The organism is Streptomyces xinghaiensis S187, from assembly GCF_000220705.2.
GTDB classification, from domain to species: domain Bacteria; phylum Actinomycetota; class Actinomycetes; order Streptomycetales; family Streptomycetaceae; genus Streptomyces; species Streptomyces xinghaiensis.
This window is the reverse complement of record NZ_CP023202.1, coordinates 6,847,045-6,872,612: the sequence shown is the minus strand read 5'-3', so window position 1 is coordinate 6,872,612 and position 25,568 is coordinate 6,847,045. Positions and strand designations below refer to the sequence as shown.

At 73.7% G+C, this 25,568-nt stretch carries 24 protein-coding genes; 11 read left to right on the top strand and 13 right to left on the bottom strand.

Annotation, left to right across the window (positions count from 1 at the left end; translation table 11 throughout):
* Positions 1-30: 30 nt before the first annotated feature.
* The 7 genes from SXIN_RS32590 to SXIN_RS29405 all read right to left on the bottom strand — a co-directional run bounded on the left by SXIN_RS32590 (position 31) and on the right by SXIN_RS29405 (position 7,330).
* Positions 31-1,398, bottom strand: a complete 1,368-nt coding sequence (locus tag SXIN_RS32590; protein WP_238153892.1) for a serine/threonine-protein kinase — start codon at positions 1,396-1,398, stop codon at positions 31-33.
* Between the two features lie 308 nt (positions 1,399-1,706).
* Positions 1,707-2,498, bottom strand: coding sequence for a slipin family protein (locus tag SXIN_RS29430; RefSeq protein ID WP_019707979.1), 792 nt, complete (start codon positions 2,496-2,498; stop codon positions 1,707-1,709).
* A 2-nt stretch (positions 2,499-2,500) separates the two neighbouring features.
* Positions 2,501-3,925: an NfeD family protein gene (locus tag SXIN_RS29425; protein ID WP_095757802.1), complete on the bottom strand. Its 1,425-nt coding sequence runs from the start codon at positions 3,923-3,925 to the stop codon at positions 2,501-2,503.
* 137 nt (positions 3,926-4,062) lie between these two features.
* Complete coding sequence (locus SXIN_RS29420) at positions 4,063-4,863, bottom strand: VOC family protein (RefSeq protein WP_019707937.1); 801 nt, start codon at positions 4,861-4,863, stop codon at positions 4,063-4,065.
* 506 nt (positions 4,864-5,369) lie between these two features.
* Positions 5,370-5,591, bottom strand: coding sequence for a hypothetical protein (locus SXIN_RS29415; protein ID WP_039820693.1), 222 nt, complete (start codon positions 5,589-5,591; stop codon positions 5,370-5,372).
* Between the two features lie 156 nt (positions 5,592-5,747).
* The gene (locus SXIN_RS29410) at positions 5,748-6,170 is read right to left on the bottom strand and encodes an SSI family serine proteinase inhibitor (protein ID WP_019707939.1); all 423 of its coding nucleotides are present in this window, start codon (positions 6,168-6,170) and stop codon (positions 5,748-5,750) included.
* Between the two features lie 143 nt (positions 6,171-6,313).
* Positions 6,314-7,330 carry a LacI family DNA-binding transcriptional regulator gene (locus tag SXIN_RS29405; RefSeq protein WP_039820695.1) on the bottom strand — a complete coding sequence of 339 codons (1,017 nt, stop codon included), beginning with the start codon at positions 7,328-7,330 and terminating at the stop codon, positions 6,314-6,316.
* A 288-nt stretch (positions 7,331-7,618) separates the two neighbouring features.
* Between SXIN_RS29405 and SXIN_RS29400 the strand changes: the two genes are divergently transcribed.
* The 4 genes from SXIN_RS29400 to SXIN_RS29385 all read left to right on the top strand — a co-directional run bounded on the left by SXIN_RS29400 (position 7,619) and on the right by SXIN_RS29385 (position 12,616).
* Positions 7,619-8,923: an ABC transporter substrate-binding protein gene (locus SXIN_RS29400; protein WP_019707941.1), complete on the top strand. Its 1,305-nt coding sequence runs from the start codon at positions 7,619-7,621 to the stop codon at positions 8,921-8,923.
* Positions 8,924-9,016: 93 nt separating this feature from the next.
* Positions 9,017-10,105: a carbohydrate ABC transporter permease gene (locus SXIN_RS29395; protein ID WP_019707942.1), complete on the top strand. Its 1,089-nt coding sequence runs from the start codon at positions 9,017-9,019 to the stop codon at positions 10,103-10,105.
* Positions 10,106-10,124: 19 nt separating this feature from the next.
* Positions 10,125-11,048, top strand: coding sequence for a carbohydrate ABC transporter permease (locus tag SXIN_RS29390; protein WP_019707943.1), 924 nt, complete (start codon positions 10,125-10,127; stop codon positions 11,046-11,048).
* A gap of 107 nt (positions 11,049-11,155) precedes the next feature.
* On the top strand, positions 11,156-12,616 hold the full coding sequence (locus SXIN_RS29385) for a GH1 family beta-glucosidase (RefSeq protein ID WP_019707944.1): 1,461 nt from the start codon (positions 11,156-11,158) through the stop codon (positions 12,614-12,616).
* A 117-nt stretch (positions 12,617-12,733) separates the two neighbouring features.
* Here SXIN_RS29385 and SXIN_RS29380 read toward each other — a convergent pair whose 3' ends face one another.
* The 3 genes from SXIN_RS29380 to SXIN_RS29370 form a co-directional block, all read right to left on the bottom strand.
* Positions 12,734-13,300 (bottom strand): rhodanese-like domain-containing protein, encoded by a 567-nt coding sequence (locus SXIN_RS29380; protein WP_019707945.1) that lies wholly within the window; start codon positions 13,298-13,300, stop codon positions 12,734-12,736.
* Positions 13,301-13,615: 315 nt separating this feature from the next.
* A complete protein-coding gene (locus SXIN_RS29375) occupies positions 13,616-13,978 on the bottom strand; it encodes a rhodanese-like domain-containing protein (RefSeq protein WP_019707946.1) in 363 nt (120 codons plus the stop codon).
* A gap of 134 nt (positions 13,979-14,112) precedes the next feature.
* Positions 14,113-15,471 (bottom strand): MBL fold metallo-hydrolase, encoded by a 1,359-nt coding sequence (locus tag SXIN_RS29370; RefSeq protein WP_019707947.1) that lies wholly within the window; start codon positions 15,469-15,471, stop codon positions 14,113-14,115.
* Between the two features lie 427 nt (positions 15,472-15,898).
* Here SXIN_RS29370 and SXIN_RS29365 point away from each other — a divergent pair, with 427 nt between their 5' ends.
* On the top strand, positions 15,899-16,165 hold the full coding sequence (locus SXIN_RS29365) for a metal-sensitive transcriptional regulator (protein ID WP_019707948.1): 267 nt from the start codon (positions 15,899-15,901) through the stop codon (positions 16,163-16,165).
* A 167-nt stretch (positions 16,166-16,332) separates the two neighbouring features.
* On the opposite strand, the gene SXIN_RS29360 is transcribed toward SXIN_RS29365, so the two are convergent.
* Complete coding sequence (locus SXIN_RS29360; RefSeq protein ID WP_019706738.1) at positions 16,333-16,725, bottom strand: DUF302 domain-containing protein; 393 nt, start codon at positions 16,723-16,725, stop codon at positions 16,333-16,335.
* A 197-nt stretch (positions 16,726-16,922) separates the two neighbouring features.
* Between SXIN_RS29360 and SXIN_RS29355 the strand changes: the two genes are divergently transcribed.
* Complete coding sequence (locus SXIN_RS29355; RefSeq protein ID WP_095757801.1) at positions 16,923-17,840, top strand: universal stress protein; 918 nt, start codon at positions 16,923-16,925, stop codon at positions 17,838-17,840.
* A 47-nt stretch (positions 17,841-17,887) separates the two neighbouring features.
* Here the strand turns inward: SXIN_RS29355 and SXIN_RS29350 are convergent, their stop codons facing one another.
* Complete coding sequence (locus SXIN_RS29350) at positions 17,888-18,763, bottom strand: ATP-grasp domain-containing protein (protein WP_019707949.1); 876 nt, start codon at positions 18,761-18,763, stop codon at positions 17,888-17,890.
* Between the two features lie 274 nt (positions 18,764-19,037).
* On the opposite strand from SXIN_RS29350, the gene SXIN_RS29345 reads away from it, so the two are divergent.
* Complete coding sequence (locus tag SXIN_RS29345; protein ID WP_019706522.1) at positions 19,038-19,526, top strand: YflT domain-containing protein; 489 nt, start codon at positions 19,038-19,040, stop codon at positions 19,524-19,526.
* Between the two features lie 148 nt (positions 19,527-19,674).
* On the opposite strand, the gene SXIN_RS29340 is transcribed toward SXIN_RS29345, so the two are convergent.
* Positions 19,675-20,148, bottom strand: coding sequence for a hypothetical protein (locus SXIN_RS29340; RefSeq protein WP_095757800.1), 474 nt, complete (start codon positions 20,146-20,148; stop codon positions 19,675-19,677).
* Between the two features lie 380 nt (positions 20,149-20,528).
* Here SXIN_RS29340 and SXIN_RS29335 point away from each other — a divergent pair, with 380 nt between their 5' ends.
* The 4 genes from SXIN_RS29335 (at position 20,529) to SXIN_RS29320 (ending at position 25,296) form a co-directional block, all read left to right on the top strand.
* Positions 20,529-21,356: a Tat pathway signal sequence domain protein gene (locus SXIN_RS29335; RefSeq protein ID WP_238153891.1), complete on the top strand. Its 828-nt coding sequence runs from the start codon at positions 20,529-20,531 to the stop codon at positions 21,354-21,356.
* 75 nt (positions 21,357-21,431) lie between these two features.
* Positions 21,432-22,724 carry a copper amine oxidase gene (locus SXIN_RS29330; protein WP_095757798.1) on the top strand — a complete coding sequence of 431 codons (1,293 nt, stop codon included), beginning with the start codon at positions 21,432-21,434 and terminating at the stop codon, positions 22,722-22,724.
* Between the two features lie 322 nt (positions 22,725-23,046).
* The gene (locus tag SXIN_RS29325; RefSeq protein WP_019707950.1) at positions 23,047-23,901 is read left to right on the top strand and encodes an SAM-dependent methyltransferase; all 855 of its coding nucleotides are present in this window, start codon (positions 23,047-23,049) and stop codon (positions 23,899-23,901) included.
* 102 nt (positions 23,902-24,003) lie between these two features.
* Positions 24,004-25,296: a GNAT family N-acetyltransferase gene (locus SXIN_RS29320; RefSeq protein WP_157916357.1), complete on the top strand. Its 1,293-nt coding sequence runs from the start codon at positions 24,004-24,006 to the stop codon at positions 25,294-25,296.
* Positions 25,297-25,568: the final 272 nt, after the last annotated feature.

The following is a 25,568-nucleotide window of genomic DNA, read 5'->3' as shown; positions in this document are numbered from 1 at the left end:
CCCCGGGGCGGGCGGTGCGGTACGGGCCCGTCAGCGCCGGTGCGCCCCGCCGCCGCCCAGGATCTTCACCTGCTCGCCCCGCGCCTTCCCGTGCCCGCCCTTCCCGGACGACGCGGCGGCGGCGCCGGCGGTGCGGAGCCCCTGGGACCCCGCGGGTGCGGAGCGGGCCGGGGCCGCCGCCGGGCCCGGTGTGCCGGGCCGGCCCGGCGGGTCCCGGTCGAGCCGCCGGGGCACGGCGCCGGACGCGGGGGAGGAACCGGCGGAGGAACCGGACCGCTGGTCCGCCTGCCGGGCGGAGGGGGTCTCCTTCCGCTCCGCCTCCTCCTGTTCCGGCTTCTCCGGGCTTCCGCCGTCCTCCGCCGCCGGGGCCTCGGGCGCGGGCTGCTCGGGGCCGGTGCCGACGGGCGGGGACGCGGACTGCTCGCCGCTGCCGGGGGCGCCGGCGGGAGCCGTCAGCGCGGTGCCGAGCAGGGCGGCGAGCACCGCCGTGCCCGTGGCGGCCAGCAGGCGGCGGCTCCGCGCCGGCTGCCGGGGCACGCCCGGCAGGGTGTCACCGCCGGACCGTCCTCCGGCGGGCGCCGGGCCGGCGGCCCCGGCGGGCGGAGCAGCGGGCGCGGTGCCGGCCGGGAAGCCGCCGGCCTGCCGAACGGCGGGCCCGTGGGCGGAGGGATCGGCTGTCCCGTCGCCGCACAGGGCGGCCAGTGCGGTGCGGCAGTCGTGGGAGGCGGGCCGGGCTCCGGGGTCGAGGGCCGTCATCGCCCGGAGGAGGGCGGCCACGTCCTCCGGCAGGAAGCCGGGGAGGACCGGCGGGCGGTGCAGGCGGGCGATGGCCGCCTCCAGCGGGGCGCCGTGGTACTCCAGACCGCCCTTGAGGCACTCCAGCAGGACCAGGCCGAGAGCGTAGACGTCCGCGGGCGGTCCCGCCCCCTCACCCGTGACCTGCTCGGGCGCCATGTAGGCGGCGGTGCCGACCAGGGTGCCGGTGGAGGTGTGGGCGGTCGTGCCGACCAGCTGCGAGATGCCGAAGTCGGTCAGATACGGGTCGCCCCCGGTGTCCAGCAGGATGTTGGCGGGCTTCACGTCGCGGTGGACGATCCCCGCGTCGTGCACATGGGCCAGGGCGTCCGCCAGGGCGGCGCCGAGCCGGGTGACCTCCCGCAGTTGCAGGGGCGCGGCCGCACGGTCGCGCAGGGTCCGTCCCGCCACCAGCTGCATGACGAGATAGGCGCTGCCGTCGTGCCGGCCCATGTCGTAGACGGTGACCAGTCCGGGGTGCCGCAGCCGGGCCAGGAGGAGAGCCTCCTGGGTGAACCGTTCCTCCATCTCCGGTTCCGTACCGGGCCGGAAGACCTTGACGGCCACCGGCCGTCCGAGGCGGAGATCCACCCCCGCGTACACGTCCGCGACACCTCCCGAACCGAGGTGCCGGTCCAGGCGGTACCGCCCGGAGACGGGACCTGCGGAAGCCAGTGATCGCGGCGGTGACTGACAGTCCCACATGCGTACTCCCCACACCCCTGGAATCGGCGGGGCGGCACTTGACGACAACACGGACATCACACGCTGTGGCCGCGTCTACCCGGCCGGCCCCGCCCCATCCGTCCGGAATCGGATCACTCGTCCGCCGGGAGCGGGTATGCCCCCGGGGCCGTGCCGTGCCGTGCCTGCCGTGCCTGCCGTGCCTGCCGTGCCTGCCGTGCCGTGGATCATGCCCGCTCGACGTGGGGGCCCGGCTGCCGGCCACCCGCCCCGAGGGTGTCCACGAGCCGGAGGATCTCCATCGGCAGCGGGAAGATGAGGGTGGAGCTCCGCTCGTCGGTGACCTCGGCCATCGTGGAGAGGATCCGCAGCTGCATGGCCGCGGGGTGCTCCTCCAGCCGCTCCGCGGCGTCCGACAGCGTCTGCGCGGCCTCGAACTCGCCCTTGGCGTGGATGACCTTGGCGCGCCGGTCCCGTTCGGCCTCCGCCTGCCGCGCCATGGCGCGCCGCATGGGCTGGGGCAGTTCGACGTCCTTGACCTCGACGAGGGTGACCTTGACGCCCCAGGGGTTGGTCACGTCGTCGATGATGCGCTGGAGCCGCTGGTTGATCTCGTCCCGGTTGATCAGCAGCTCGTCCAGGTCCACCTGGCCGAGGATGCTCCGCAGGGTGGTCTGGGCGATCTGCGAGGTGCCCTTGATGTGGTCCTCGATGGCCACCACGGACCGGTTGGGGTCGACGACGTTGAAGTACGTGACGGCGTTGACCCGGACGGTGACGTTGTCCTTGGTGATGATGTCCTGCGGCGGGATGTCCATGGTCACCGTGCGCAGGGAGACCCTGATCATCCGGTCCACCACGGGGATGATGACGAACAGCCCCGGGCCCTTGGCCCCGATGATGCGCCCGAGCCGGAAGACCACTCCGCGCTCGTACTCCGGGACGATCTTGATGGCGGCCATCGCCAGCAGGAGCAGGACTCCCACGGCGGCGAGGATGCCGACCAGTGCTCCGTTCATGGTCACTCCTTCTCGGAAGGCGGCCGGTCCCCGACGGGGCCGGCGTGTTCGACGACGAGTACGAGGTCCTGCCGGTCCACGACCCGGACGAGCTGCCCCTCCGCCAGGGGGGTGTCCCGGCCGAGGACGTCCCACCACGCGCCGTCGAGCAGCACCTGGCCGCGGTCGCCCTCGGCCCGGCTCACGACCACCTCGCGGCCGAGGAGGGCTTCCTCCCCGGTGGCCGGCGGGCCGCGCCGGGCCCGCCAGGCCAGGCGGCCGGCGATCAGCGAGCCGGCTCCCACCACGAGGGCGGTGGGCCACAGCACGGCCGGATCGACCTCGGTCTCCCCGCGGAAGAGGAAGATCCCGGCGAACACCAGGGCGACGGTGCCGCCCCCGGCGAACGCCCCGATGCCGGGGGTGAACACCTCGCCCGCGAAGAGCGCGGCGGCGAGGAGGATCAGGAACAGCCCGGCCACGTTGAAGGGCAGGACGCTCAGCGCGGTGAAGCCGAGCAGCAGGGCGATGGCACCGATGACCCCGCCGAAGCCCATGCCGGGGCTGGCGAGTTCGTAGATGACGGCCAGGGTGCCGATGGACAGGAAGAGATACGCCAGTTCGGGGCTGGCCAGCATCTGCCGCAGCTCGCCGAAGAAGCCGAGGTCGTACTCCACGACGCGGGCGCCGGCCGTCCGCAGCACCACCTCGCGCCTCCGGTCCTCCGAGCCCACCTCGACCCGCCGGCCGTCGGCCGCGTCCAGCACGGCCCGTCGGGAGGGCTCCACCAGGTCGACCACGTTCTGCCGCAGCGCCGCGCGGTCGGAGACGGAGGTCCCCTCGCGCACCATGTCCTCGGCGAAGCCGGTGTTGCGCCCGCGCTGCTCGGCGATCGAGACGGCGAACGCGGCGGAGTCGTTGACGACCTTCTCGCTCGCCTCCTCCCCCTGGCCGCTGACCGGGGTGCTCGCGCCGATGTGGGTGCCCGGGGCCATGGCCGCGACATGGGCGGCCATGGTGATGTAGGCCCCCGCCGAGGCGGCACGCGCCCCGGAGGGCGAGACGTGGACGATGACGGGGACCCGGGCGTTGAGGAAGGCGCGCACGATGCCCCGGGTGGACTCCAGCAGCCCGCCCGGGGTGTCCAGTTCGACCAGCAGCGCGGCGTGGTCCCCGGCCTCCGCCCGGCGCAGCCCGTCTTCGAGGTGGCCCTCCACGACCGGGGTGATGGTGCCGTCGACCCGGGTCGCCAGCACCGTCCGCTCCCCCGACGGCGCGGCACCCGCCGCCGGCAGGACCAGGAGCCCGGCCAGGACGGCGAGGAAGACCGAGGCGCACAGCCGGACGGGGAACGACGGCGCGCCGCCGGGACCGGGTGGCCGGTCCCGGCGCCGCCGGCGGGCCGGACCGGTCCGGCCGGGGGGCTCTGCTTCTGCTGCCCGCGCCATGGATGTCTCCTGAGAGGGGCCTCGCGTCACGGTGACCGCACCCGGGACTCCACCCCTCGGGGCCGGCCGGGCGCGGACGCCGGGGCCGGGTTCCCCGTTCCCCGGATGCCAATCCGCCAAAGCGCCCGATTCGGGCGTCAGTTGCCGGAGGGAGAGGGAGTGAGCACGACGAAGTCCGCCCCGAAGGGGTCGGCGCAGACGGCCATCCGGCCGACGCCCTCGGCGGTCTCCGGCCCCATCTGCACCGTGCCGCCGTTCCCGGTGACCTTCGCGACCGTGGCGTCGCAGTCCTCGACCGCGAAGACCGGGTGCCAGTAGGGGCGCCCGCCGGTCTGCCGCAGATGCTCCGCCGGGAGTTCCATGATGCCGCCGTGCATCCGCTCCTCGCCCTTGCCGGCGGGTCCGATGAGGATGTAGGTGCCGCCTCCGCCGGGCATCTCCATGTCCTGCGTCTCCCAGCCGAGGAGGCCGCGGTAGAACTCCCGCGCGGCGGCACCGTCGGTGGTGTACAGCTCGACCCAGCACAGGGCTCCCGGCGCGTCCACGGACTCCAGGCCGGTCTCCGCCCCGGGCTGCCAGAGTGCGAACTCTCCCCCGAGGGGGTCGGTGAGCTGGGCCATCCGGCCCTCACCGCCCATGTCGGACGGGGGCACCCGCACCGTGCCGCCGGCCCGCTCCACGGTCTGGGCCGCGGTGTCCGCGTCGGGGGTGAGGAAGTAGACCGTCCAGGCGGGGCGGGCGCCCTCCTCGGTGAGCCGGCCGGCCGCGGCCACCACCTTGCCGTCCCGGCGGAACACGCCGTATCCCCCGGCCTCCGGGCCGGCGGACCGGAACTCCCAGCCGAAGACGGCGCCGTAGAAGGCGGCCGCGGACTCGACGTCGGGGGCGCCGAGATCGATCCAGAAGGGAGAGCCGGTGACGAAGTCAGTGGTGATCACGGGGGTTCCTTTCGCGGGCCGTCCGTCGTTGCCGTGGCATCAGCCTGCCACCGGCCACCGACAGCCGCCCGGCGGCCGTCCCCCGGCCGGCTCCGGCGGGGGGACGGGCGCGTCCGGGCGGGGCGCCGCGCGCCTACCGCTCCGGGGCGTCCCCGAAGTCGTCCTCCGCTCCGCTGATCGTCTCGTCGAAGACGGGAGTCAGGAAGGGGTTCGTGGCGGGCGGCCCGGAGGCCGCCGCCGTGGTGGTCCGCTCCGCTTCGACGGCGGAGAAGAGCGAGGTCGTCTGGTGGATGGGAGGTCTCCGGTTCAGGGGAAGGACGGCCGGTACGGCCGGACGGCGCCGTCTCGGGCACCGGTGGGGGCGGCCGCCCGGTCTCGGGCGCCGCCGTCCGGGGCCGCCGGCACGGGGACCACGGGGTGGCCGGGCCGTACCGGAAGCCTCGCGAGGTGGCCGGCGCGCCCTCGGAGCCGGCCCTCCGCGGGCCGGGCAACGGGCGGCCGGAGCCTCAGAGCTTGGTCATCTTGCTGTAGGGACTCTTGACGCGCGCGCGAAGGCCGCCGAAGTCCACCAGGACCGCGGTCTCGTCCTCCACACCGATGACCCGGCCGAGGCCGTGCTCGTCGTGAGTGACCCGGTTTCCCACCGCGAACTGCTCGGGCGGCGGCACGACCGGGACTTTGAAGGGGCTGGAAGGCAGGTGGCGCCGGTATCCGGCTGACTTTGTCATTGGGTCCAGTATGCGCCAGCGGGCCCCCGGGTGGGAGGTGTGGGGCCCATTACCGTGCGATCACGGTTCGGCCGGGGCCCGGGTCGGCCCCGGCACCGCCCGTTCCGGGGGCCGCGCCGCCACGGGCCGGGATGCCCGGAGGAGCCGGTCAGCGGCTCAGAAGCGGAAGACACCCCCGGTCGCGGCGGCCGCACAGCCGCGGTTGGAGTACCGCTCCGTGAAGGAGACCTCACGGGCTCCCCAGGTGCCGTCGGCGGTGACGGTCACCGGTGCCCAGAGCCCCGTGCAGCCCGCGGAGCCGGGGGCGATCCGCTCGAAGTACCCGTCCGCAGCGGCCAGCGTCGCGCAGGCCTCCTTGGGGCGGGGGTGGGTGCCGCCCGGCGGGTCGCACTCCAGGGTGACGGTGGTGCGCGGGCCGGACCCGGACGGCTGGTCCGGGGTGATGGTGAGGGTCAGCGAGGATCCGGGCGCGGCGGCCGGGGAGGCGGCCGCGGCCGGTCCGGCCGGGAGGACCGGCAGGGCGAGGGCGAGGCCCGTGGTGAGGGCCGCGGCTAAGCCCGGGACGCGCTTTCTCCGCATGGGTTTCTCCTTCACGTGAGGTGCTCGGGAGGTGACGCGGCGAGGCTAACAACGCGGACGGGAGGAGGACATGCCTCCGGCGGGGCGGACGCCGCGGACGGCGGGCTGGGGTCCGGGGCGGCCGGGGCCGGGTGCGCGGAGGATCAGCTGGAGTCGCGGACGACGAGCGAGGTGGGCAGCACCAGGGAGTGCTCCGCGCTCCCCGGCTCGTCGATCTCCTTCAGCAGCAACTCCGTTATGGTGCGGCCCAGTTCCTCGACGGGCTGGCGGACCGAGGTCAGCGGCGGGTCGGTGTGGCGGGCGATGATCGAGTCGTCGAAGCCGACCACCGCCACGTCCTCCGGGACCCGCCGCCCGAGCTTGCGCAGTTCGGCCAGGGCGCCCGCCGCCATCACGTCCGAGGCGGCGAACACGGCGTCCAGGCCGGGGTGCCGCTCCAGCAGGGCGCGGATCGCGGCGCGGCCGCCCTCCTCGGTGAAGTCGGCGGGCTCGGCCATGCTCTCGTCCGGTTCCAGGCCGCCGCGCCGCAGTTCGTCGCGCCAGCCCTGGAGCCGGCTGTGGCCGACGTCCATGTCGAGGGGACCGCTGATGGTCGCGATCCTGGTGCGTCCGCGCTCCAGCAGGTGGCGCACCGCCTCGGCGGCGCCCCCCAGGTTGTCGGAGTGGACGTGGGGCAGGACCTCGTCCGGCGACCGGCGGCCGGCGAGGACGGTCGGCAGGCCCATCTCCTCCAGCAGTCCGGGCAGCGGGTCGTCACGGTGGACGGAGACCAGCAGCACGCCGTCGACGCGGCGGGCGGCGAGGAACCGGGTGAACTGGTCCAGTTCCCGCTGGTCGCGGACGAGGACGAGGAGCAACTGGATCTGGCTCTCGGCGAGTCCGGTGCTCACTCCGCGGATCACGGCGGAGAAGTACGGCTCGGAGCCGAGCCGGCTCTCGGACTCGGGGATCACCAGCGCGATGGAGTCGGCCCGGCTCGTGACGAGGCTCCGGGCCACCGAGTTGGGGACGTAGTTGAGCTCGCTGATCGCCGCCTCGACGGCAGCCTTGGCCGCGTCGCTGACCAGGGGAGAACCGTTGAGTACGCGGGAGACCGTGGTGCGGCCGACCCCGGCTCGCGCGGCCACGGTTTTAATAGTTGGCCGTTGACTGGCGCCCATGGGCTGCCGTCTCTCCTCTCCTGCACGGCGCCGCGGACGGCGCCTAGCAGCGCATTGTGCCAGACGGCGGCCCGCCCGCCTCCCGGCCGTCGGGGACTGGGACACGTTCTCGTAACGGAGACGACTTCTCTTCTTGACGCCATCCGTTTTCGGTCACACAGTCATCAGCAACCCCGGTGGGATCGTTCCCACCCGGCGATGGGAACGGTCCCACCCTAGCCCAGCTTGGGGGGACAGCCTCGAAGAGCCAAGGCTCCGGCGCTCCGGCGCCGCCACTAGGAGGACGTCATGGGCAGTGTCCGCAAGGCAGTTGGTACAAGAGTCGTAGCCGCCGTCTCGGCCGCTCTCTCCCTCGCGCTCGTCGCGGGCTGCGGGGGCGGGGACGGTGAGAGCGGGAAGACGGACGACGGCAAGACCAAGATCACCATGGGGCTCTTCGGAGTGATGGGCTTCAAGGAGACCGAACTCCTGAAGCGCTACATGAAGGAGAACCCGGACGTCGTCGTCGAAGCCGACGTGGCCGGCGACGAGCAGACGTACTACACGGCCCTGCAGACGCGGCTGGCGGCCGGGAGCGGGCTGAAGGACATCCAGGGCATCGAGATCGGCCGGGCCAAGGAGCTCGTCGACACCCAGGCCGACAAGTTCGCGGACCTGTCGGACGTGGACGGCATCGACCACTTCCTCCCCTGGAAGCTCAGCCAGGTGACCACCCCCAAGGACAAGATCATCGGCCTGGGCACGGACATCGGCCCGATGGCCGTCTGCTACCGCAAGGACCTCTTCGAGAAGGCCGGCCTGCCCGGCGACCGCGAGGAGGTGGCCAAGCTCTGGGAGAACGACTGGTCCGAGTACGTCGAGACCGGCAAGAAGTTCAAGAAGGGCCTCAAGGACGACAAGGCCGCCTACCTGGACAGCGCCTCGGGTCTTTTCAACGCCATGATCTACGGCAACTCCGAGCAGTTCTATGACAAGGACGGCGAACTGATCCACACGTCGAACCCCGCCGTCCAGGAGGCCTGGGACCTGGCCTCGGAGACCGCGACGGCCGGACTCACCGCCAAGCTGCGGCAGTTCCAGCCCGGCTGGGACCCGGGACTGGCGAACAGCACCTTCGCCACCACCGTCTGCCCGGCCTGGATGCTCGCCCACATCAGCGAGAAGGCCGGCCCGGAGAACAAGGGCAAGTGGGACGTGGCCGAGGCTCCGAAGGGCGCCAACTGGGGCGGTTCCTTCCTCGGTGTCATGGACAGCAGCCCGGTGAAGGAGGAGGCCAAGAAGCTGGTCGCCTGGCTGACCGCGCCGGAGCAGCAGGCGTACCTCTTCCAGGAGCTGGGCAACTTCCCGTCCTCCGAGGAGGCGCTGAAGGACCCGGCGGTCTCCGGGGCGAAGTCGGAGTACTTCAACGACGCGCCGATCGGTGAGATCTTCGGCGCCGCCGCGAAGGACATCCCCGAGGAGCAGGTCCTGGGCCGCAAGGACGGCACCATCAAGGACATCTTCTCCCAGGGCCTCCAGCTGATCGAGCAGGGCAAGAGCCCCTCCGAGGCGCGGAAGACCACCAACGAGCGCATCGAGAAGGCCGTCGGCTGACCCACCCCGTGACGCCCGGTGGCCGCCCCGCCCGCGGCGGCGGCCACCGGGCTCCGCCCGCCCCGCCCACGACTTGACGGAAGGAAGCCCTCCGTGGCCACCTCCACCTCGGTACCCCCGGCCGACGGGCCACAGGACGCCCCGGCCGACGCCCCCGGAGGGCCCGGCTCCGGCGGCTCCAAGGACACCCGGCAGCGCCGGCGCAACCTCTTCCACCGGCTGGACGTGGGAGCGGCGCCCTACACGTTCATCGCCCCGTTCTTCGTCATCTTCGCGGCGTTCAGCTTCTACCCGCTGCTCTACACGTCCTGGATCTCCCTCCACGACGTGGAACTCGCCACCATGGACGTGATGGTGTGGCAGGGGCTGCAGAACTACACCGAGCTCCTGCAGGACGAGCGGTTCTGGAACGCGGTCGCCAACACCGCCACCATCGGCGTGATCTCCGCCGTCCCGCAGCTGCTGATGGCCCTGGGCCTGGCCCATCTGCTGAACTACCGGATGCGGGGCTCGGCCTTCTTCCGGGTCGCGGCCCTCACCCCGTACGCGACCTCCGTCGGCGCCGCCGCGCTCGTCTTCACCATGCTCTTCGAGCGCGACTTCGGCATGATCAACTGGTTTCTGAGCCTCTTCGGCTTCGACAACGTCGACTGGGAGAGCCAGAAGTGGCCCGCCCAGTTCGCCATCTCCTCCATCGTGATCTGGCGGTGGACCGGCTACAACGCCCTGCTGTACCTGGCGGCGATGCAGGCCATCCCCAAGGACCGGTACGAGGCCGCGGCCATCGACGGCGCCACACGCTGGCAGCAGTTCCGCACGGTGACCATCCCCGGCATCCGGCCCACGATCGTCTTCACCATCGTGCTCTCCACCATCGGTTCCACCCAGCTCTTCGGCGAACCGCTGATCTTCGGCCAGGGCCCGAACGGCATCACGGGCGGCGTGAACAACCAGTACCAGACCCTCGGGCTGCTGCTGTACGAGGAGGGCTGGAAGAACTACCAGATGGGGCGGGCGGCCACGGTCGCGTGGACGATGTTCCTGCTGCTCATCCTGGTCTTCGTGGCGCAGCGCCTCATCAAGCGCCTGATGGCGTCCCGGCAGGCCGCGGCCCGGCCCGGGCCGGCCGCGCCGCCACCCGCCTCCCCGTCCTCGTCGTCCTTGTCCTCCTCCTCGTCCTGACCAGGGAGCGGTAACCACCATGACCACCGAAACCGCCCCCGGCCGGGCCAACCCCCGCAAGTCCCCTCCGAGTTCCGCGCCGTTCCCGGCCCGCAACCGGCTGCGGCTGCGCCCCCGGGCCGGCCGCCAGCACCACGCCGGCCCGCTCTCCTACGCCCTGCTGATCCTGGCCGCGCTCCTCTCCATCTTCCCGCTGTACTGGACGATGGTGGCGGCCTCGACCGACAACACCCGGGTCAGCCAGACCCCTCCGCCCTTCCTGCCGGGCCCGAACCTCTTCAAGAACCTGGCGGCGGCCTGGGAGGACGCCGCGATGGGGCAGGCCCTGATCAACAGCACCATCGTGGCCGGGACGATCGCCCTGTCCACGGTGCTCTTCGCCACCCTGGCCGGCTTCGCCTTCGCCAAGCTGCGCTTCAAGGGCCGCAACGTCCTGATGACGCTGGTCATCGGCACGATGATGGTGCCGCCCCAGCTCGGCGTCGTGCCGCTGTTCATGATGATGAGCGAGCTGGGCTGGGGCCAGAAGCTGCCCGCCGTCATCTTCCCGACCCTGGTCAGCGCGGTCGGTGTGTTCTTCATGCGGCAGTACCTCAGCGAGGCGCTGCCGGACGAGCTCATCGAGGCCGGCCGGGTCGACGGCGCGCACTCGCTGCGGATCTTCTGGAGCATCGTGCTGCCCGTCGCGCGCCCGGCGATGGCCGTCATCTTCATGATCACGTTCGTGCACGCCTGGAACGACTTCTTCTGGCCGTTCATCGCACTGGACATGAGCAACCCCACGATCCCGGTCGCCCTGACCCAGCTCAGCGCGGGTTATGTGCGGGACCAGTCGGTCATCATGGCCGGCGCTCTGCTCGGCACGCTGCCGCTGCTGCTGATGTTCGTCGTCTTCGGCCGCCAGATCGTCGGCGGGATCATGCAGGGCGCGGTCAAGGGCTGACGGCCCGCCCCCTCCCCTCCTCCCCCACCGGGCGGCCGTCCGGTCTCCCCCGGCTGCCCTTCTCCTCCCCTCCCCCTCCGTACCACCGCACCGTGGAAGGACCCCTCGTGTCCTCAGCACCCCGTACGACCGCCCCCGCCGCGGACTCCACCGGCGGCCGCGCCTTCCCGCCCGGCTTCCTCTGGGGCACCGCCACCGCCGCCTACCAGATCGAGGGCGCCGCCGACATCGACGGCCGCACCCCCTCCATCTGGGACACCTTCTCCCGCACGCCCGGGAAGGTGCGCAACGGCGACACCGGGGACATCGCCACCGACCATTACCACCGCTGGCGCGAGGACGTCGCGATCATGGCGGATCTGGGGGTGGGGGCCTACCGGTTCTCCATCTCCTGGCCGCGCGTCCAGCCCACCGGGCGCGGCCCGGCCCTGCAGAAGGGCCTGGACTTCTACCGCCGGCTCACCGACGAACTGCTGGAGAAGGGCATCCAGCCGGTCGCCACCCTCTACCACTGGGACCTCCCCCAGGATCTGGAGGACGCCGGCGGCTGGCCGCAGCGGGAGACCTCCCACCGTTTCGCCGACTACGCGGCCCTGGCCGCCGAGGCCCTGGGCGACCGGGTACGGACCTGGACCACCCTCAACGAGCCGTGGTGCAGCGCCTTCCTCGGCTACGGCTCCGGGGTGCACGCCCCGGGCCGCACCGACCAGGTGGCGGCGCTCCGCGCGGCGCACCACCTCAACCTCGGGCACGGACTGGCCGTCCAGGCGCTGCGCTCCGGAACACCCGCCGGCACCAAGATGTCCGTCACCCTCAACCTGCACCACGTAAGGCCGCTGACGGACAGCGCCGAGGACGCGGACGCGGTCCGCCGGATCGACGGCGTCGCCAACCGGGTCTTCACCGGGCCCATGCTGCACGGCGAATACCCGGCCGACACCCAGGCCGACACCGCGCATCTGACGGACTGGTCGTTCGTCCGGGACGGTGACACCGCCGAGATCAGGCAGCCGCTGGACTTCCTGGGCGTCAACTACTACACGCCCACGCTCGTCTCGGCCGCCGCCGAGGCCGGGGCGCACCGCTCGGACGGGCACGGCGCCAGCCCGTACAGCCCCTGGCCGGGCGGCGACCGGGTCGCCTTCCACCTGCCGCCCGGCGACACCACGGCCATGGGGTGGGCCGTCGACCCGAGCGGGCTCTACGACCTGCTGCTCCGGGTCCGGGACGACGTTCCCGGGCTGCCGCTGATGATCACGGAGAACGGCGCGGCCTTCGACGACTACGCCGGTCCGGAGGGCGAGGTGCGCGACCCGGGCCGGATCGGCTACCTCCACGGCCATCTCGACGCCGTGCACCGGGCGATCGCGGCCGGGGTGGACGTCCGCGGCTACTTCCTCTGGTCGCTGCTCGACAACTTCGAGTGGGGCTACGGCTACAGCAAGCGGTTCGGCGCGGTGTACGTGGACTATCCGACCGGCACGCGCATTCCGAAGTCCAGCGCCCGCTGGTACGCGGGGGTGGCGCGGAGCAACGTCCTGCCGCCGGCCGCGGACGGCACGAGCTGACGGACCTCCGGAGCACGGCCGGGATCACGGGGCCCGGCCGGCTCCGGACACCGCGCCGCCCCGGGTGCGCCCCCGCTTCCTGCGGTGGGGACGCGCACCCGGGGCGGCGCCGTGCCGTCAGCCGCGGAGTTCCGCCAGGGTGGTGTCCAGGTCGGCGCCGCCGCGCGGCCGGCTGTTGTACGGCAGCTTGCCGAGCATGACGGCCATGCCGCAGGTGTTGGTGAGGGCGGAGAAGACCAGCCCGCCGGCGATGAACGCCGAGATCCACCGCGCCATGGGGAAGAAGAGACCGAGGACCAGGCCGAGCAGGACCAGGGAGCCGGCCACCAGCCGGACCTGACGGTCCATCGCCCAGGCCCGGCGGCCGCCCTCGGGCCGGTTGAGCGGATGGCCGTGCTCCGCCCAGGCGTCGGTGCCGCCGACGAGGGTCGCGGCGGGGACACCGGCCGCGGTGAGCTCCTCGCACGCCTGCTGCGAGCGGGAACCGGAGGCGCAGACCACGGCGAGCTCGCCGCGCCCGGCCGCTTCCCGCAGCTCGGGCAGGGCGCGCCGGAGCTGGTCGAGCGGGATGTTGAGGGCACCGGGGATGTGGCCGCCCGCGTACTCACCGGGGGTGCGCACGTCTATGACGGTGAGGTGGTCCAGGCGGGGGTGCAGCTGCTGGGGGGTCAGAGCCGAGCTCATGGATTCCGGGTCCTTACTCGTCGCGCATACGGGGTCGGGGCCTGCTTGCCGGGGGTGCCTGCCGGTGGGGGCCGGGCCCGGCACGTATCCGGTCGGTCAGGGTACGTCCTGGGCGCGCGGCGGCTTCCCCGCCGTCCGGTGGACGGACGGGAGGTACCGGCGGCCCACACCATACCCGCAGGGGCATCCTCCGGTATCCCGGTCCGGCCATCGGCCCCGCGGCTCCGGCGCCCCTCGCGCTGTCCGTCTCCCGGCAGCGCGATCGCCCCGGCCGGACGGCCGGGGCGATCGGATGGGTCGCGGAGGCGGGACGGGTCAGACGACCTGGCCGGGGCCGCCGCCCGCCGTGCGGACCGGCAGCCCGGCCTGCTCCCAGGCGCGCATACCGCCCGCGACGTTGACGGTGTCGATGCCGCGGCCGTTCAGGATCTCGGTCGCCTGCCGGGAGCGGTTGCCCGAGCGGCAGAGGGCCAGCACCGGGCGTCCCCGCGCCTCGGCCGGGAGGTCCGCGCCCGCGGCCAGCGCGGAGAGCGGCAGGAAGACGGCCTCCGGGGCGTGCCCGGCCGTGAACTCGGGGGTCTCCCGGACGTCGAGCAGGACGGCGTCGCCGCTCCGGGCTCGCTCGACGGCCTCGGTCACGGTGATCTCGGGGGTGCGGGGGCGGTGCGGAAGGGTCATGGAATCTCCGGGTGACTGCGCGGACAGCGGGACGGGGAGAGGACGAGAGGGACGGATCGGGCGGTGGGGGACGGGTGGTGGCCCGCGGCCGGGTCCTCGGCCGGCCACGGGCCACCGGTTCTGGGGGCGGGGGGTCAGCCGTTCTCGACGAGGCCCTCTTCGCCGGCCTTGTCGAAGCTGTCGTCCACGGCCACCACCTCGCGGCCCATGGCGTCCAGCATCGACGCGGCGATCCCGGCGCGCATACCGCCGGCGCAGTGCACCCACACCGTGCCCTCCGGTATCTCGCCGAGCCGGCCGTGCAGCTCGTGGATGGGGATGTGCACGGAGCCGCGGATCCGGGCGCCCGCCCGCTCGGAGTCGCGCCGGACGTCCAGGACGACCGTCTCCGCGCCGCGCCCGATCTCCTTGGCCAGCGTGGCGAAGTCGGAGCGGCGGAAGGAGCGCAGCGCCTCCGGGTTCTCCACCCACTCGGCGGGGGTGCCGGTGGCGGCGGCGGCCGGGCGGTCGATGCCGACCCGGACCAGTTCGCGCTGCGCGGCGGTGATCTGCTCGGGGGTCTCGGCGAGCAGGGTCACCGGCTTGCCCCACGGGATCAGCCAGGCCAGGTAGGTGGCCAGCTGCCCTTCGAGCTCGAAGTTGAACGCGCCGGCGACGTGGCCCTCCGCGAAGGCGACGCGGTTGCGCAGGTCCACGACCCACTCCCCGGCGGCCAGCCGTGCCGCGATCTCGGCGGCGTCGGCGCGGCGGGGCGCGGTCAGGTCGACCGGGCCGGGGCCCTCGGCGTTGGCCGGGCCCATGTGCGTGTAGTAGGCGGGGACGGCGTCCAGGCCGGCCAGCATGTCGGCGACGAAGGTGTCGACGTCCTTGGTCAGGGCGTCGTTGCCGGTCTTCTCCCGGCCGATGGTGGTGGACTCGCCCTCGGCCTGCGAGGAGGAGCAGAAGCTCCCGAAGCCGTGGGTGGGCAGCACCTTCACCTCGTCGGGGAGCTCGGCCAGCCGGTGCGCGGAGGCGTGCTGCGCGCGGGCCAGCTCCTCGGTGAGCCGGGGCTCGACGAGGTCGGGGCGGCCGACGGTGCCGATCAGCAGGGAACCGCCGGTGAAGGCGGCCACCGGTACCCCGCCGTCCTCCAGGACGTAGGAGGTGTGGTGGGGGGTGTGGCCGGGGGTTGCGACCGCCCGTACGGCGACGCCCTCCTCCAGCTCCGCGGTGTCGCCGTCGGCGACGGGGACGCGGGAGAACGAGACGTTCGCTCCGGCGGGCACCAGGTAGCGGGCTCCGGTGAGGCGGGCGAGCTGCAGGCCGCCGGTCACGTAGTCGTTGTGGATGTGGGTCTCCACGACGTGGGTGATGCGCACTCCGCGGCGGGTGGCCGCGGCGAGAACCTGGTCGATGTCGCGGGGCGGGTCCACGGCCACGGCGGCGGTCCGCCCGCCGGCCAGGTAGCTGCGGTTACCCAGACCTTCCAGGGCCAGAGTCTCGACGAAGTACATGCGCTCCTCCTGCTTCCTCAAATACCTAGGGGGGTATGTCCGCCACAACACCCTATACCCCCGCCCGTATTTCCCGGGACGCGGAAGGGCCCGCGCCGAGCCCTCCCCGGGGGGATCCGGCGCCCCCTTCCGGAGCCGCGGCACCACAGCCCGGACAGGCCCCGCCGGGGGCGGCGGGCGCCCTCCCGGCACCGCCCGCGGGCAGGCCCGGGAATGTTCCGGCACGGAACCGCGTTCCCCATACCCAATGGGGTATGCGAGGGCGGCCACGGTACGCCATCGGCACCGGTGGCAGGAAGCCCGCCCCCGGCCCGGAGTCACTCCCTCCCCCGTCCCGCCCGGGTGCCGCCGTCCGGCAGCCGGACACCGCGCCCGGGCCCATACCAGCCCGGGTACCATGAACAACCGGTATGAAGGAGGCGTCCGAATGCAGGTGGACGAGGAAGCTGTCGGCGCGGTGCTCAACCGTCTGCGCCGCGCCCAGGGACAGCTGGCAGGCGTGATCGCCATGATCGAGGCCGGGCGTGACTGCAAGGATGTCGTGACCCAGCTCGCCGCCGTGTCCCGCGCACTGGACCGGGCCGGGTTCAAGATCGTGGCCAGCGGCATGCGGCAGTGCATGGCGGCGGCCGACGAGGACACGCCCCCGATGAGCGAGCAGGAACTGGAGAAGCTCTTCCTCGCTCTCGCCTGACCGCGCCCCCTCGGCGGACGGCCCACGGCGCCCGCGCACAGCGGAACCGGCCGGGGTCCCGGAGAGAACGGTCTCTCCGGGACCCCGGCCGGTTCCGTGCCCGGGGGACCCGGTCGTCCGGCCGCGCGGGCCCGGCACCCCGGATCGGGCCGCCGGGCCGCCGGGCGTCAGCCCTTCAGGGCGTCCAGAGCGGCCTGGATGCGCCGGCCGGCCTCCTCCGCCACCGGCTCCATCTCCGGCCGGCCCGGCACACTGACCATGACCCCCGGGTCCAGCGCCTGGACCAGGGTCGTCCCGTCCCCCGCGGCGCGCACCACGACGTTGCAGGGCAGCAGCAGGCCGATCTCCCGCTCGATGTCCAGGGCCCGGTGGGCGAGGTGCGGGTTGCAGGCGCCGAGGATGACGTAGTCCTCGATGTCCTCGCCGATCTTGTTCTTGAGCGTCGCGCGGACGTCGATCTCGGTGAGCGTGCCGAACCCCTGCTCCGCGAACGCCTCCTTCACCCGGGGAACGGCCTGGTCGTAGGGGAGGTCCAGGGTGATGGTGCGGGCGTACTCCATTGCTCTTCTCCTCAGCGGTGTCGCGATGTTCCGGGGACAGTCGGAGCCCTTCCCGGTGTCCCGGCCCGCACACCCGCCCCCGGACGGCCTCCGAGCCCCGCGTTTACGGAACGGGTGCCGGGGATACCGGTACGGCGTCCGCCGGCGGGCCGCGCAGCTCCCGGCCGGGCGCCACCCGTTCGCGCGAGGGAGCCGCCATGGTGCAGCAGGATCCGGCGCCCGGGGACACCGGGCCGGGCCCCGTCCTCGTGGGCGTCGACGACGCGCACGACCAGCAGATCGTGGTACGGCACGCGGCGGCGGAGGCGGCGCGCCGGGGCCAGCCGCTGCACATCCTGCACGCCGTGGAGTGGCCGCTGCCGGCCGGCGCGGCCGAGGTCTACCGGGAGGTCACCGCCCCCCAGGCGCAGGCCGCGGCCGTGCTGGCGCCGTTCACCGCGCAGGCGCACGCCGAGCACCCGGGGCTGAACGTGGTGGCGGAGCCGTTCGCGGGACGCCCGGCCGCGGCGCTGGTCGACCGCTCCGCGCGGGTGTCGCTGGTGGTCGTCGGGCACCGGGGCACCGGCGGCTTCCCCCGGCTGCCGCTGGGCTCGGTGAGCTGGCAGGTGGCGACGCACGCCGAGTGCCCGGTGATCGTCGTACGGCCGGGGCGGACCGCGGCCCGACCCCCGCACCGCGTCGTCGTCGGCGTGGACACGGCCGACCTGCCGGCCGAGCCGCTGCGCTTCGCCTTCGCGGAGGCCGCGCTGCGGGAGGCGGAGCTGACCCTGCTGGGCGCGGGCCCCCGGCCGCGGCCGCCTGCCGCGGAACCCGCCGCGCCCGCCGCGCCGGAAGAGGAGGGCCGGGAGTCCCCGGCCCGGGCACCGGGCGGCCTGGAGGATCTGGCCACGGCCTGGCGGCACGAGTACCCCAACGTCACGGTCACCACGCGCCATGTCGCCGGGCGGCCCGCCACCGCGCTGGCGGAGGCGTCGCACGACGCGGAGCTGGTGGTCGTCGGCTCCCACGGCCGTACCGGGGTGCGGCGGGCGCTGCTGGGGTCCGTGAGCGCGGAGGTGCTGCACACCGCCGTCTGCCCGGTCGCCGTCGTACCGGTCCGGCCGGCCGGCGACTGAGCCGGGCGCCGGGGCGGAATTCAGGCAGCCGGTCCGGACGCGGGGCCCTACGCCGCGGAACCGCCCCGCCCCACCGCACCGGTCGGCTCCGCCGGTTCCGTGGCGGCCAGCCGGTGCAGGGACTTCTTGAGCGCGGCGACGAAGCGCTCGCGGGTGTCCTCGTCGACCAGGTCCAGGGAGAGATACGGGTTGAGGTCCTCCAGTTCGACGAGCAGCAGCTCCCCGTCCGCGGTGCGGCAGGCGTCGACCCGCTGGACGCCGTGGTCCGCGGGGTTCCACTCCACGAAGCGGCGGGCGAACCGCAGGTCCTCCGGGCCCGCCTCGTAGGGCTCCAGCCGCCAGCGCTCCCCGGGGCGGGGCGCGTACAGGGCGTACTGGAAGACGCGGTCGACGAAGTAGAAGGACACCTCGTACCGGAAGCGGATGCGCGGCTGGACGAGGACGTCACCGAAGCGGACCTCCCCCAGCCGGTCCGGGGTGAGGAAGACCAGGCCGTGCGAGTCGGCGCCGCGCAGCGGCTTGACGGCGTACTCGTCCGCCGCGGGCAGCGCCGCCAGGTCCTCGCGGCGGGCCGCGGTCGGGATCACCGGGTATCCGGCGGCGCTCAGCTCGGCCAGATACCCCTTGCCCGCCATGTCCCCCCGGCCGGTCAGCGGCGGCTGGACGCGCACACCGCCGGCCAGGGCCCGGTCGCGGAAGGCGTCGAAGGCGGCCTGGTAGTGGGTGACGGGTCCGCTGTTGCGGATCAGTACGGCGTCGAAGGCGGCCATGAGGTCCGCCGCGTCCAGCGGGTGGCACAGGGCGACGGTGAAGTCCTCCCGGAGCCGCGCGGAGAGGGCGAGGTCCTCGTCGCCGTAGCGGCGGCCGCGCGCGGGGTAGGCGGGGTCGGTGACGTAGAGCAGGCGCGGGCGGTCGGACGGCATGGCGGGGCGGCTCTCCTGGGGTGCGGGTGCCGGTCAACATACCCGCGCCGGTCCGTCGCGCGGCACCCCGGGCCTCCTTCCGGCCCGCCGCGCACCCGCACACCCGCGTGCCCGCGCACCGCGCCCCGGCCCGGCCGTCCGCCGGAGGCACGGGGGACACGCCCCGTACCGGCCGGGCGTGCGGTGCGTAGTCCCCGGCCCGCCGGGCACCCGGAGCATGACCTCACCTCCGTACACCCCTGTACCGAAACCTCTGCACCGAAAGGGGGTCGTGATGTCCGAGACCGATGCACGGCCACTGGACCCGATCAGCGCCGCATGGAACACGGTGGCGAGCTACGACGCATACGAGGAGGCCCAGGCCGCGGTCGACCGGCTCTCCGACGAGAAGTTCCCCGTGGAGCACATCGACATCGTCGGGTCGGGGCTGCGCCTGGTGGAACACGTCACCGGCCGCCTCACCAAGGGGCGCGCGGCGGCCGCGGGAGCGGCGGGCGGTGCCTGGTTCGGTCTGCTGATCGGACTGCTCGTGGGGCTCTTCACCACCGGGCCGGTCTGGCTCGGGCTGATCCTGGGCGGTGTCCTCATCGGCGCGGCCTGGGGTGCCGTCTTCGGTTTCGTCGGGCACGCCGCGACCGGCGGGCGCCGTGACTTCGCGTCCACCCGGCGACTGGTCGCCTCCCGCTACGACGTCGTCGTGCGGGGCGGGAAGGCGGATGAGGCCCGGGCCATCCTCCAGCGGGCCGGGCTCACCGGCACCTGACGGCTCTCGCCGGCCCGCCGTGTAGCCGGGACGGGCCCGGCCGGGGCATCCCCCGGCCGGGCCCGTCCCGGGTCGCCCTCCGGCTCCCGCCCGCCCTCCGGTTCCCGGGCTCCGGCTCCCGACCTCCGGTTTCCGGGCTCCCGGGCTCTCAGGGGCCGTCCGGGTCCATCGCCTCCAGAGCCGCGCCGGTGACATAGCCGTACACGAGGTGCGGGACGAGGTCGCTCACCCAGTCCGGGGCCGACCAGGTGCGGGGATCACTGGTCACACCGAGCCGGGCCATCGGCAGGTCGGTGGCCGCCATGGCCAGCACCCCCGCGGCGGCCCCGCCGAGCCACAGCGGGAGCCGCAGCCCGGCCCGGCGCAGCACGCCGAGCGCGGCGCCGGTCCCGACGCCCACCGCGATCCCGGAGAGGGCGCCCAGCCCGGAGAGCCGGTTGTCCCGGTCCTCGCCCCGGCCCGGGACCGGGTGGCCGGCCCGCTGCGCGAGGTCGTCGACGGCGCGTTCCGGCACCGAGCTCGCGGGACGGGCCCGCAGGACCATGTCCCCGTAGGTGGCGGCGTTCAGGGCGGTTGTTCCGGCGGCGCCGGCCAGGGCGCCTTTCAGCAGTCCGCTCGTCATGGCGGTGCGGGTGTCCCTTCCGGAGGCACGTCAAACCGCTCCGCCACCGGCCGGCGCCGCTACCCTTCCCGTTTCGGTTTCCGCACGCATGTCCGTGCCGTTCCGCCGGACCGCCCGGGGTGCCGGAACGCATCGGCCGGGGACCCCACCCGGCCGGATGCGTGCGGCACGGTCCCGTCCCGGCCCGCCGCCCTGCCCGCTCCCCCTGCCGCCACCCGTGAACTGCCCCGCGGGCCAGGGGCGTTGCCCGAAGGGCCCGGAGCCGCCGCCGTAACGCGCAACGAGGGGAACGGCGCTGAACCCCGCTCGCCGTCACGGCGTCCTCCTGCCCAGTCGCGCACTTCGGCGCGAGGGGAGACGTACGGGGATGGGGAGCACGAGTGGGGACGTTGATGCACCGCCGGGTGGGGAAGTTGTTGGCGGGTGCGGCCATCGCGGTGAGCGGTACGGCGATCGCGGTCGCCGTGACGCTGCCGGGCAGCGCGGGGGCCTCCGACGGCGCGGAGACCGGCGCCGGGGCGGAGGAGAGGCCCGGCGGGGAGAACGCCGGCCGGGCGGCGGACACGGCCGGCCGGCAGCCGGCGGGTGCGGTCGAGGAGGAGCCGCCCGCGGGCGAGCGGGGCGTGGGCCGGGACGGGCTGACGACGGACGAGCTGCGGCGCGTGGAGCGCCTGGCCCTCACGCCGGGGCTCCGCTCGGGCAGCGAGGACGTGGAGGGCGACCGGGGCCCGGAGGTGCTCGGCACGGATCTCGTCGAGCTGAAGCCGTCGGAGGTGGACGACGCGGCACCGCCGCGCCGCGCGGAGGTGTCGTTCTACGACTACAAGGACGACCAGCTCGTCCTGAAGACCGTCAACCTGTCGACCGGAGAGGTCGAGAAGACGGAGACCCGCGAGGGCGAGCAGCCGCCGCCCACCCGCGCGGAGGCCGTGGAGGCCGCCGAGGTGCTGCTGGCGGACCCGCTCGGCGCGGGGCTGAAGCAGGACTACAAGGCGGCCACCGGCAAGGCGCTCACCGGGCCGGGACAGCTCACCACCACCGCGATGATCTACCGGGTGGACGGGGAGAACGCGGGGCCGGACCGGGTGCGCGCCTGCGGGGAGCACCGCTGCGTGCGGCTGTTCACCAAGGTCACGGACGGCCCGTGGATCGACGTCCGGCATCTGGTGATCGACCTCAGCGCCGGCACCGTGAGCCGGATCGGCTGACCTCCCCGCCTCCCCCTTCACCGACTTCACCGGGTGCCCGGCCGGCCCCGGCAGACCAGAAAGCAGTCATCACGCATGTCGACACGACGACCCAGCCCTGCCCGGAAGCGCGCCCGGGCGGCCCTCGCCCTGACGGCCCTGGTGGGCGGTACCGCGGCCGCCGCCGGCCCGGTGGCCAACGCGGCCGGCACCGCGCCGCGGGCGCCCTCCGCACCGCAGGCGGCACCCTGCAGCGCGGCCTACACGATCGAGAAGAAGCTCTCGGGCGGCACGACCTGGCGGATGTGCTGGCACTACACGACCAAGGCCGGTCTGGTCCTGGACAAGATCACCTACCAGCCGAAGGGTGAGCCGCGGCCGATCCCCGTGCTCACCACCGCCAAGCTCGCCCAGATCCACGTCCCCTACGACGACGGCCGGGCCGAGTACGACGACCTCACCGGCTACTCCTTCGGCGAGGGCGTGGCGAACCTCGGCACCAGGGAGTGCCCGGGCGGCACCCTGAAGAAGGTCGAGCTGCCCGACGTGCCCGCCGTCAACGGGGTGTGCGTCACCACCCGCGCCCGCGGCCACGCCTACCGGCTGGCGTCCGACGACGGCGGCAGCGTGTCGACCGCCCAGGGCACGGACCTGCTCGTCTACACCGTCAACAAGGTCGCCTACTACGAGTACATCACCGAGTGGCGGTTCTCCGACGACGGCACCATCTCCACCCAGGTCGGCGCGACCGGCGAGCTGTCCCCCGGCGACTACGACGCGGCCGACGGCTACGGCATGCCGCTCGGCAAGAACAGCCGGGACCGTGCGCTGAGCCACAGTCACAACGTCTTCTGGCGGCTCAACTTCGGTCTCGACGGCTCCCCGAAGGCCAGGGTGGAGCAGTTCGACTCCACGACGACCCCGGTGGCCGGCGGCACGCCGCGGACGAAGACCAAGCGCACCACGGTCACCAAGGAACTCGCGGGCAACGCGGCGGACCAGCGCTGGTGGCGCGTCGTCAGCACCGCCGGCAAGAACAAGGACAACCACCCGCGCAGCTACGAACTCGTCCTCGGGCACGGCAGCAAGTACCCCGGGCGGCCGTACACCAGGAAGGACGTGTTCTTCACCCAGTACGACGCCTGCGAGCAGTTCGCCAGCCACAACCGCTCCTGCCCCGGCAAGAGCGTGGACAAGTGGGTGAACGGCGAGACCCTCAAGCACCCCGTCACCTGGGTCAACGTCGGCTTCCACCACCACGCGCGGGACGAGGACCAGGCCCCGATGCCCGTGCACTGGCAGGGCTTCCAGATCGTGCCCCGCGATGTGACGGCGATGAGCCCGCTCACCCCGCCGGACTTCGCCGGGCACAACGGCGCCCCGCACTGACCACCATCCCCCGCGGACCGCGGACCGCGGACCCACCGCCCCCGGCCCGGCACCGCCCGGCCGGGCACCGCCCGCCCCGGGCCGCCGGAAAACCCCCTTCCGGTGGCCCGGGGCTCCACCGCCCGCCTTTCACCCGGTTCACCCTGTACGCCCCGTTTCCCCCTCGAACACCCCCGTACTTCCCGGCGGATAGCGGCGTCCGGACCCTGGCCGGTCAACCCGCTTATCGGCCAAGGTGGTTGAGTGGGCGGAAACACCGAGCCGCGGCCCCGCCGCGGCTACGATTCCGAACACGATCGATCACCTGAATGAAGGGGCGCACATGGGCGGCAACATCCAACCCGGCGGACAGACCCGGCCGGAGGGCACGGGCCGTGACCTGGGCCTGGACCGCCATCACAGCGCACGCATCTACGACTACTTCCTGGGCGGCAAGACCCACTACCCGCCGGACCGGGAGGTCGCCGAGAAGCTGCTCCAGGCCTTCCCCGGCTTCCGCACCGCGGCCCGCACCAACCGCTCCTTCATGCACCGGGCGGCCCGCTACCTCGCCGAACGCGGCATACGCCAGTTCCTCGACATCGGCACCGGCATACCCACCAGTCCCAACCTGCACGAGGTCGTGCAGGCCGTGGCGCCGGAATCCCGGGTCGTCTACGCCGACAACGACCCGATCGTGCTCACCCACGCCCGCGGTCTGCTCAGCAGCACCCCGGAGGGCCGCACCGCCTACGTCGAGGCGGACATCACCGACCCGCGCTCGATCCTCGAATCGGCCGAACTCCGCGACACCCTCGACCTGGAGCAGCCGGTCGCGCTGAGCCTCGTCGGCCTCTTCCACTACATCACCGACGACCAGGACCCGCACGGCATCATCAAGCACCTGCTGGAGCCGCTGGTCCCCGGCTCGTACCTGATCTTCACCCAGTGCACGCCGGACTTCGCCCCGGAGGAGTGGGAGCAGGCCATCAACGTCTACAAGGCCGACGGCGGCAACGCCCAGGTGCGCAGCAAGGCGGAAGTGGAGCGGTTCTTCGCCGGGCTGGAGCTGGTGGAGCCGGGGCTGGAGGTGCCGCACCGCTGGCACCCGGACGAGGAGACCGAGGAACTGGTCCGGCTGGGCGAGCTGACCGACGCGGCCGTCAGCCTCTGGGCCGGAGTGGCCGTCAAGCGTTAGGCCCGCGCCGCGGGCCGGCACACCGGTGGTGCGGGAGAACTCGCGTCCGCACCACCGGAAACGCGCGTGCCCGGCCCCGGGACGACCGCCTACCGTGCGGGCATGACGACGACCATGACAGCAGGGGCCGCGGACCACGGCGGCACCGGCATCGACGTCCGCCTCGCCGGCGAGAGCGAGGGGCCCGAGTGGCAGCGCGCCCTCCACACCGGTTTCCTGCGGCACGGGCCCGGGGCGGAGCCGTCCGCCGACTGGTGGCGCCGGCACTTCGAGCCCGGGCGCTTCCTCGGCGCCTGGGACGGCGAGCGGTGCGTGGGCACCTTCCGCAGCATCCCGATGGAGCTGACGGTTCCCGGGGGCGCCGTGCTGCCCGCCGACGGGATCGCCGACGTCACCGTCACCTCCACCCACCGCCGGCGCGGGCTGCTCACCCGGATGATGCGGCGCGATCTCGCGCTCGCCCGGGAGCGCGGCGATGTCTTCGCGCTCCTCACGGCCGCCGAGTACGGCATCTACGGGCGGTCCGGCTTCGGCCGGGCGACCCGGTTCGGCGGCTGGACCATCGACGTACCGCGCTCCGGCGGTCTGCGGCCCGGCATCGGCGAACTGGACCCGGGAGCCCGGATCGAGCTGATCGGGATGGCCGAACTGCGCGGCGTGGCACCGGGGTTGTACGACCGCTACCGGCGTACCCGGCACGGCGCGATCAGCCGTCCGCCGGACCACTGGAAGGAGATCACGGGTGAGGCGGCCCTCGCCGGCGGCCCGCCCGTCCCGTTCTTCGCCGCCGCCCACCGGGACGGGGACGGGCGCGTCACCGGACTGCTCACCTACCACGTCGAGCAGCGCACCACCGGCGGCGACCCGGACGCCACCCTCACGGTCCTCGACCACGTCGCCCCCGGCCCCGCGGCCGCCGCCGCGCTGTGGCGGTACGCCCTGGAGACCGATCTGGTGCGCCGGATCGCGATCGGCAACATCGCGCCGGACGATCCGCTGCCGCTGTGGCTGGTCAATCCGCGCGCCGCGGTGCGGACCGAGCGGCCGGGCGACGATCTGTGGGTCCGCGTCCTCGACGGGCCGCGCGCCTTCGCCGCCCGCCGCTACGACGTGCCCGGCCGCACCGTGCTCGACGTCTCCGACCCGGAGGGCCCTCTCGCCGGGCGCTGGCTGCTGGAGACCTCGGAGGACGGCACCGGCCGCCTCTCCCCCACCACCGCGGAGCCGGAACTGCGCCTGGACGCCGCCGCGTTGGGCGCCGTCTACCTGGGCGGGGCGACCGTGCCGCAGCTGGCGGCGGCCCGGCTGGTGACGGAGCTGCGGCACGGCGCCGCCGCCCGCGCCGGCCTCCAGCTCCGCACGGCGACGGAACCCTGGTGCCCGGACCGGTTCTGAGCGCCGCCGCTCCGCGGCCCATGGCGCCGGCGAGGCGCGGTGGCCCTCGCGCCCCGGCGCCGACCCGTCCGGAATGTTTCCGAAAATTTTCGATGAAGTGGGCCGGAAACCTGATCAGTGAGCGGGCATCAGATTCACTGCCGTCACCATGAAGCACACCATGGGAGGGCTGACCAGCCATAACGCCGTCTGTCGAACTTCTTTACCAGGCCAGTGTTTCCGCAATGCTTCCGGAAACTGTTGACAACGTGACAGCTCGGCTCAACACTATC

Excerpts from the sequence above, each read along its gene's own strand:
- SXIN_RS29430 (WP_019707979.1), bottom strand. The coding sequence starts at position 2,498 with ATGAACGGAGCACTGGTCGGCATCCTCGCCGCCGTGGGAGTCCTGCTC.
- SXIN_RS29365 (WP_019707948.1), top strand. The coding sequence starts at position 15,899 with ATGCAGGTGGACGAGGAAGCTGTCGGCGCGGTGCTCAACCGTCTGCGC.
- SXIN_RS29425 (WP_095757802.1), bottom strand. The coding sequence starts at position 3,925 with ATGGCGCGGGCAGCAGAAGCAGAGCCCCCCGGCCGGACCGGTCCGGCC.
- SXIN_RS29375 (WP_019707946.1), bottom strand. The coding sequence starts at position 13,978 with ATGACCCTTCCGCACCGCCCCCGCACCCCCGAGATCACCGTGACCGAG.
- SXIN_RS29340 (WP_095757800.1), bottom strand. The coding sequence starts at position 20,148 with ATGACGAGCGGACTGCTGAAAGGCGCCCTGGCCGGCGCCGCCGGAACA.
- SXIN_RS29410 (WP_019707939.1), bottom strand. The coding sequence starts at position 6,170 with ATGCGGAGAAAGCGCGTCCCGGGCTTAGCCGCGGCCCTCACCACGGGC.
- SXIN_RS29360 (WP_019706738.1), bottom strand. The coding sequence starts at position 16,725 with ATGGAGTACGCCCGCACCATCACCCTGGACCTCCCCTACGACCAGGCC.
- SXIN_RS29355 (WP_095757801.1), top strand. The coding sequence starts at position 16,923 with ATGGTGCAGCAGGATCCGGCGCCCGGGGACACCGGGCCGGGCCCCGTC.
- SXIN_RS29345 (WP_019706522.1), top strand. The coding sequence starts at position 19,038 with ATGTCCGAGACCGATGCACGGCCACTGGACCCGATCAGCGCCGCATGG.
- SXIN_RS29330 (WP_095757798.1), top strand. The coding sequence starts at position 21,432 with ATGTCGACACGACGACCCAGCCCTGCCCGGAAGCGCGCCCGGGCGGCC.
- SXIN_RS29325 (WP_019707950.1), top strand. The coding sequence starts at position 23,047 with ATGGGCGGCAACATCCAACCCGGCGGACAGACCCGGCCGGAGGGCACG.
- SXIN_RS29405 (WP_039820695.1), bottom strand. The coding sequence starts at position 7,330 with ATGGGCGCCAGTCAACGGCCAACTATTAAAACCGTGGCCGCGCGAGCC.
- SXIN_RS29350 (WP_019707949.1), bottom strand. The coding sequence starts at position 18,763 with ATGCCGTCCGACCGCCCGCGCCTGCTCTACGTCACCGACCCCGCCTAC.
- SXIN_RS29390 (WP_019707943.1), top strand. The coding sequence starts at position 10,125 with ATGACCACCGAAACCGCCCCCGGCCGGGCCAACCCCCGCAAGTCCCCT.
- SXIN_RS29415 (WP_039820693.1), bottom strand. The coding sequence starts at position 5,591 with ATGACAAAGTCAGCCGGATACCGGCGCCACCTGCCTTCCAGCCCCTTC.
- SXIN_RS29370 (WP_019707947.1), bottom strand. The coding sequence starts at position 15,471 with ATGTACTTCGTCGAGACTCTGGCCCTGGAAGGTCTGGGTAACCGCAGC.
- SXIN_RS29380 (WP_019707945.1), bottom strand. The coding sequence starts at position 13,300 with ATGAGCTCGGCTCTGACCCCCCAGCAGCTGCACCCCCGCCTGGACCAC.
- SXIN_RS29400 (WP_019707941.1), top strand. The coding sequence starts at position 7,619 with ATGGGCAGTGTCCGCAAGGCAGTTGGTACAAGAGTCGTAGCCGCCGTC.
- SXIN_RS29320 (WP_157916357.1), top strand. The coding sequence starts at position 24,004 with ATGACGACGACCATGACAGCAGGGGCCGCGGACCACGGCGGCACCGGC.